Origin of the sequence: Bifidobacterium sp. UBA6881 (assembly GCA_002451435.1) — a bacterium.
Classification (GTDB): domain Bacteria; phylum Actinomycetota; class Actinomycetes; order Actinomycetales; family Bifidobacteriaceae; genus Bifidobacterium.
In genome coordinates, this window is the sequence record DKCF01000106.1 from 59,177 (window position 1) to 66,093 (window position 6,917).

The window sequence follows — 6,917 nt, forward strand, 5'->3', positions numbered from 1 at the left end:
AATCGTTCGAATTCAACCATGTGACGGCGGGCACCCGTCGCAACGCCAAGGCGCCCGCCCGCGGGCCACGGCTAGGCTTCACGCACCGCGGGAATCGCCACGCCCGCGTCGATCAGCAGACCACGAAGCGCGCGCGGATCCCTGAATCGTATGCCACGGATTCCGGCTTCGTTCGCGCCGACGATGTTCATCGCCTTGTCGTCGATGAACACCGCTCCGGAGGCGTCGATGCCGAACTGCTTCAATGCGAAATCGTAAATCTCCCGGTGGGGCTTGCGCAATCCCACGTATCCCGATACCACGCGGTCGTCCAGACTGCGCAGAATCTCATACCGTTCGAGGGCTATCGGGAAAAGCTCCTTCTGCCAATTGCTCAAGCCCCATACGTGGATGCCGGCGGCTTTCAGATCGTTGACGAGCACGCGCGCGCCCGGTACCACGCCGGTCAGGGAATCCACGAAATTGTCGAGATAGTACCGCATCATGTCGGCCCATTTGTCTCCGGAACGCCTACGCATCAATGCCACGCCGTCGTCGTTGGACATTCCCGCATCGAGCAGGTCGTTGATGTCGTAGAACCCCGAGATATCGTTGTCGAGGAACTGCTCGACCAGTCTGTCGCTGTATCTCGGCGCCAGCACCGCGACCGGATCCCAATACACCAGCACATTGCCGAAATCGAAGATCACGTCGGTGATCGGTTTGCCGTCATTGGCAGAGGCCTCGCCATCGGCCATGAGCACATCGTATTCCATGTCGGGTTCTCCCGGCCAGCCTTTCATATGTTCCTCCATTCAGACGGTGCCATATGCGTATCAGTCTTCCATGCCAAGGGGACGGAATCAGATGCGTTCCTTGGGGTCGAGCTGGAAGCGCAATTCCCCCGGCTCCCGCGAGGCCACATGCCTGGCGCTCGCCGCACGCAACCTGATGGCAAGCTCCGCGCGGCGGGACTGCGGCACGCGGACGACCGCCTTGACGCGGTCGGCGGTCCCTTCCAGCTCCCTGCTGTCGATGGTGCGCGGCTGTGGAATCGGCACCGGCCCCAACACCGAGGGCATGCGCCCCTCCGAAGTCTCGATGGAGGCGAAGTCCCCCTCTCCCAGCGCGCCGATGCGGTCCAACGCCGTTTTCACCGCATCGCGTCGCCCCCACACGCATGCGGCGGCGAATACCGGAGGCAATGCGGTCTGCGCGCGTTCGGAGAGCTCCGTCCGGGCCAGCAACGGCGAGTTCCACAGCATCAGCGATTTGGCGAGCGCCGGATCCGTCTCGCCTATCAGCAACGCCTGTCCGCCCCGGGTACGCGGCGCGCATAACGCCACGGCACGCATCCATGCCGTCAGGGTGTCCACACCGGCGTCGATGCCAAAGGCGTACAGGCTGGTCCACGCGTCGAGAATGGCCACCGCGCGGTATTCGCGTTCCGCCACGCCCGCGCCACGCACCCGGGGTTCCGCTCCGGGCGTCGCGATCACCAGTCGCGGCGCGAACGTGATCTCGGGCACGATGCCACGGGGCTGGCTGGGAGTGGACAGCACGATCGGCACGCCACGAAACAGCCGGCTCAGCTCCTGCGCCGTGCCGGCTGCTCCGACGCGCACCACGCGCATGCGTTCGTTATGGCAGGAGGGGCATGACCACTGCACGGTGGCGATCCCACACCATGTGCAGCGCACGGTTCCGTCATGCAATCGTTCCAATGGCCCAGTGCACCGCGCGCATCGCGCCTGGCGATGGCACTGCGAGCAGGTCAGCGCCTCGGTGATGCCGTCCTGGGGAATGGACAGCAGCACCGGGCCGCTTTCCAATGCCTTGGACAGCACACGCACCGCGGTGTGGGGAACGCGCGCGCCGATGGTCGGATCGGCCAACCGGGTCAGCTCGTCCCGGTTCAGCCACCGCACCCATGGCGATGATTCCTTGGTGGCCGCGGGCAACGCATGGATGGGCGTGCTGAACCCGCCGACCTGGGTGTCTTTCGCATAGCTCGCGTCCGTCTCCCATTGGCTTTGCACGCTGCGCGCGTTGCCCATGGCCACGAATACGCCGTTATGCGATTTCGCGCGCAACCGCAGTACGCCACGCGCGTTGGCATAGGGCATCATACCGTCGGCGTCCTGATAGCACACGTCGTCAAGGACAAGGAACAACGCGTTGCCCTCCACCGGCGCATACATGGCCGACCTGGTCCCTAGAACGCAGGAGACCCGTCCGAGACTGATGGCCAGATACGCGCGATACCGTTCCGCGGGCGGCATTTGCGCGTTGAGCACCGTGAAATCACCGTCATAGGAACCGCTTGCGGATTCGGTCCGCGCGAATGGTCTCATGCCCATCGCCTTCAACGCATGCGCCATATCCTCGATCTCACGCATGGTGGGCAGCACCAGCACGACCGGTCGGCCTTGCGCGGCCGCGGCCGCGACCATCCATGCGACGCACCGGCACCAATGCCCCGCTCCCGGCAGCGGATCGAATACGAACGCTTGGAATCCCCGTTTGGAGAACGCTTCGCGCAGTAGGCCGATATTGCCGTACAATCGCTGCAATGCGGCATAGGATTCCTGTTCCGCGCCCGCATACATCCGACGTCTCGTCTCCACGCCGCGACCCGTCCGCGGGCGTTCCCATTGCTCGCGCTCGACGTAGGCGACTCTTGGAGGAACGGCCAATCTGAGGATGTTGGCCCGGGTTCCGCCGAACGCATCGGCGATGGCGGTGACGTCATCGCGCATGGACTTCGGCACGATCGCGCGGTCCGTCACCACCCGTTCTATGTAGCGCAACGAAGACGCCGGGGTGTCGCTGGCGTCCGCACGCTCCCAGATGATGCCATAGACCCGTTGCCCGCCGAAGCGGACACGCACCATCACACCCGGCAAAGCCGCTTCGGAATGCCGTTCCTCGACGTAATAGTCGAAGGTCTGCCCCAGATGGGTGGCCTGAACGTCGAGCACCACCCGGGCTATGGGATGCTTCGCGGCTGGCGTCTTCGCCGCAGGCGCGCGCTTGCGGCGCCTGCGCGGGGCAAGTCCGTCAAGTGCCAGCTGTTCGGCATCCACGTCGCTCATGGTTCAGGGTCGTCTCAATCGGCGATGGCTGCCTTGAGATCATCGACCCTGTCGGTCGCCTCCCAAGTGAAATCGGCGTCTTCTCGGCCGAAGTGCCCGTAGGCCGCGGTCTTGGCGTAGATGGGGCGCTTCAGGTCGAGTTCGTCGATGATGGCGGCCGGGCGAAGGTCGAACACCTTGCGGACGGCCTGCTGGATCTGCTCGCGGGTCACGCCGATCTCCGTGCCGTACGTCTCCACGTTGATGGATACCGGGTCGGCCACGCCGATGGCGTACGCCACCTGCACCTCGACCTTGTGGGCGAGGCCCGCGGCCACGATGTTCTTGGCCACCCAACGCGCGGCGTAGGCGGCGGAACGGTCCACCTTGCTCGGATCCTTGCCGGAGAACGCGCCGCCTCCATGGTGGGCGGCGCCGCCGTACGTGTCGACGATGATCTTGCGGCCGGTCAGGCCCGCGTCGGCGGCCGGACCGCCAAGCACGAACGAGCCGGTGGGGTTCACCAGCACGCGGTATTCGTCATGCGCGACGCGGTCGGCGAGCACATCGTCGAGCACCGGACGAATCACATGTTCCGTCAGCTGTTCCTTCAGCCATGCCTGGTCGACTTCCGGATCGTGCTGGGTCGAGACCAGCACGGTGTCGAGACGCACCGGACGGTCATGCTCGTCGTATTCGATGGTGACCTGGGTCTTGCCGTCAGGACGCAGGTGGGCCACCTCGCCGCTCTTGCGGACCTCGGCGAGGCGGTAAGCCAGACGATGCGCCAGGTAAATCGGCAATGGCATGAGCACATCGGTCTCGTCGCACGCGTATCCGAACATCACGCCCTGGTCGCCCGCTCCCTGCGCCTCGTAACGCTGTTCACGGGATGCCTGCGACTCCCCCTCGGCGCCCAGACGGTCGACGCCCTGATTGATCTCGCGGCTCTGCTCGGTCAGCGAGACGGTCACGCCGCAGGAATCGGCGTCGAGTCCCACGCGCGAGCTGGTGTAGCCGATATTGCGCACGACGGAACGCACGATGCTCTGGATATCGGAGTACCCCTCGCTGGTCACCTCGCCGAAGACGAAGAACTGGCCCACGGTGGCGCATGTCTCCACGGCCACGTGCGATTGCGGATCCTGCGCCAGCATGTCATCGAGAATCGCGTCGGAAATCTGATCGCAGACCTTGTCCGGATGCCCTTCCGTCACCGACTCGGCGGAAATCAACTTCAATTCAGCCATGCGACTGCTCCTTCTTTCGGGAACGTCCGACCTTGCGGTTCCGTTCCTTGGTTGTTGTGCGTATATGGCGGCTGGGCCACCACCGCAAGCCGTTTTACGAAAAACGCCCCGTCCTTCGCATACGCAATCAATAGTGTCATCGTGGACTATTCAAAGCGCACCGCTCAGGTATCGGGGCGAATGAAAACCTTCGTTCGGTTCGTTGCGAACCTTCGAATCAGTTGCCTTCGGTCAGGTCGTCCTCACCGAGGGTTTCCTCGAGCAGACCCTTGTCGATCTCACGGAAGGCGATGGACAGCGGCTTCTCCTGGTTCTGGTACTCCACCAGCGGGCCGACGTTCTGCAGCAGACCCTCGTTGAGCTGGGTGAAATAGGAATTGATCTGACGGGCGCGCTTGGCTGCGAAAATGGCCAGGGCGTACTTGGAATCCGCGTGTTCCATCAAATCGTCGATCGGCGGATCCGCAAGTCCGGACGGGGTTGGCTCAGTGCCGAATGCCATATTGATTATCTCCCAATCATCAGATATCAAAGCTTCTTTTTCGAATTTCTCAGTATAGGCATGCCGCTGGACCATTTTCGGCCGCAAATGCGCGGCGGTCGAAGGACCGATCGGCCTGCACGTCACGCAGCCCGCGGCAATTCCGCATAATTCCACATAGTGACTCCCGGCAAAGCGCGTGTCCCGGTTCGACCTCACAATAGGAACCATGGAAATGCGATCTGCAAAACTGATGAATGGACGAGTATTCGCGGGCGCTCGAGCCCTTTACCGCGCCGCCGGCGTCGATGGCAAGGATTTCGGCAAGCCGATCATCGCCATCGCGAACTCCTTCGATGAGTTCCTGCCGGGACATGTGCACCTGAACAAGGTCGGACGTCTGATTTCCGAGGCCATCAAAGAGGCCGGCGGCATCCCGCGCGAGTTCAACACCATGGCCGTCGATGACGGCATCGCCATGGGGCACACCGGCATGCTGTACTCGCTGCCGAGCCGCGACATCATCGCCGACACCGTCGAATACCAGGTCAACGCGCACTGCGCCGACGCCCTGATCTGCATCCCGAACTGCGACAAGGTCGTTCCGGGCATGCTGATGGCCGCGCTGCGCCTGAACATCCCGACGGTCTTCGTTTCCGGCGGCCCGATGGAGGCCGGCACCACGGTGCTGTCCGACGGCACCGTGAAGAAGAACACGGACCTGATCTCCGTGATGTACGCCACCGCCGACGACTCCGTCTCCGAAGAGGATCTGCTCGCTTACGAGAAGACCGTCTGCCCGACCTGCGGTTCCTGCGCCGGCATGTTCACCGCGAACTCGATGAACTGCCTTACCGAGGCCATCGGCCTGGCCCTGCCCGGCAACGGCACCATCCTGGCCTCCCACTCCTACCGCAAGGACCTGTTCAAGCGTGCGGCCGAGCAGATCGTCAAGATCGCCAAGCAGTACTACGACGACGATGACGAGAGCGTGCTTCCGCGTTCCATCGCGACCAAGAAGGCCTTCGAGAACGCCATGACCATGGACGTGGCCATGGGCGGTTCCACCAACACCGTGCTGCACATCCTCGCCATGGCGCAGAGCGCCGACGTGGACTTCACCCTCGACGACATCGAGCGCATCAGCCACACCGTGCCGTGCATCTGCAAGGCGGCGCCGTCCGGCAAGTGGGAGATCTCCGACGTGCACCGCGCCGGCGGCATCTGCGGCATTCTGGGCGAGCTCGACCGCGCCGGCAAGCTTCACCGCGATGTGCATTCCATCGACTACAAGTCGCTCGAAGACAAGCTCAACGATTGGGACATCATGCGCGACACCTGCACCGAGCAGGCCAAGCAGATCTTCCATGCGGCTCCGGGCCACATCGTCTCCCCGGAACCGTGGACGCACACCACGCTGTTCGATTCGCTCGACACCGACCGTGTGAACGGCGCCATCCACGACATCGACCACCCGGAGATTCACGAGGGTGGCCTCGCCGTGCTGCGCGGCAACCTCGCTCCCGATGGCTGCGTGGTCAAGACCGCCGGTGTGCCGCAGGAGATCTGGAAGTTCCGCGGCCCGGCGCTGGTCGTCGAATCCCAGGAGCAGGCGATCGAGGTCATCCTTAACGACACGCTGAAGCCGGGCATGGCTCTGGTGATTCGTTACGAGGGTCCGAAGGGCGGCCCGGGCATGCAGGAGATGCTGTACCCGACTTCGTTCGTCAAGGGCAAGGGCATCGGCCGTCAGGTCGCCATGCTGACCGATGGCCGCTACTCCGGCGGCTCCTCGGGTCTGGCCATCGGCCACATCGCCCCCGAGGCGGCGAACAAGGGTCCGATCGCGCTCATCAAGAACGGCGACATCATCAACATCGATATCGAGAACCGTTCCGTCAACGTCGAGCTTTCCGACGAGGAACTCGCCAAGCGCCGCGCCGAACTGGAGGCCGGCGACGGCTATGTGGCGCACCGCGATCGCAAGGTGTCCCAGGCACTGAAGGCGTACGCGGCCTTCGCGCGTTCCGCCGACAAGGGCGCCACCCGCGATCCCGAGCTGATCAACAAGCTCTCAGGCCTCGCCTGATCGCGGTTCCGATAAGCGGCAAAAACCTATTGAAAGGCCCGTTC

General features: G+C 63.7%; 5 protein-coding genes. 1 reads left to right on the forward strand and 4 read right to left on the reverse strand.

Going from position 1 to position 6,917, the window contains the following annotated elements; genetic code table 11:
• Positions 1-71: 71 nt before the first annotated feature.
• From B3C64_RS08155 to rpoZ, 4 genes are all read right to left on the reverse strand, one after another.
• A complete protein-coding gene (locus B3C64_RS08155) occupies positions 72-782 on the reverse strand; it encodes an HAD family hydrolase (protein ID WP_291534990.1) in 711 nt (236 codons plus the stop codon).
• 60 nt (positions 783-842) lie between these two features.
• A complete protein-coding gene (locus B3C64_RS08160) occupies positions 843-3,074 on the reverse strand; it encodes a primosomal protein N' (RefSeq protein WP_291534979.1) in 2,232 nt (743 codons plus the stop codon).
• A gap of 14 nt (positions 3,075-3,088) precedes the next feature.
• The gene (metK, locus tag B3C64_RS08165; RefSeq protein ID WP_291534980.1) at positions 3,089-4,303 is read right to left on the reverse strand and encodes a methionine adenosyltransferase; all 1,215 of its coding nucleotides are present in this window, start codon (positions 4,301-4,303) and stop codon (positions 3,089-3,091) included.
• Between the two features lie 217 nt (positions 4,304-4,520).
• Positions 4,521-4,805 (reverse strand): DNA-directed RNA polymerase subunit omega, encoded by a 285-nt coding sequence (gene rpoZ, locus B3C64_RS08170; RefSeq protein WP_291534981.1) that lies wholly within the window; start codon positions 4,803-4,805, stop codon positions 4,521-4,523.
• A 214-nt stretch (positions 4,806-5,019) separates the two neighbouring features.
• Here rpoZ and ilvD point away from each other — a divergent pair, with 214 nt between their 5' ends.
• Complete coding sequence (gene ilvD / locus B3C64_RS08175; protein ID WP_291534991.1) at positions 5,020-6,873, forward strand: dihydroxy-acid dehydratase; 1,854 nt, start codon at positions 5,020-5,022, stop codon at positions 6,871-6,873.
• Positions 6,874-6,917: the final 44 nt, after the last annotated feature.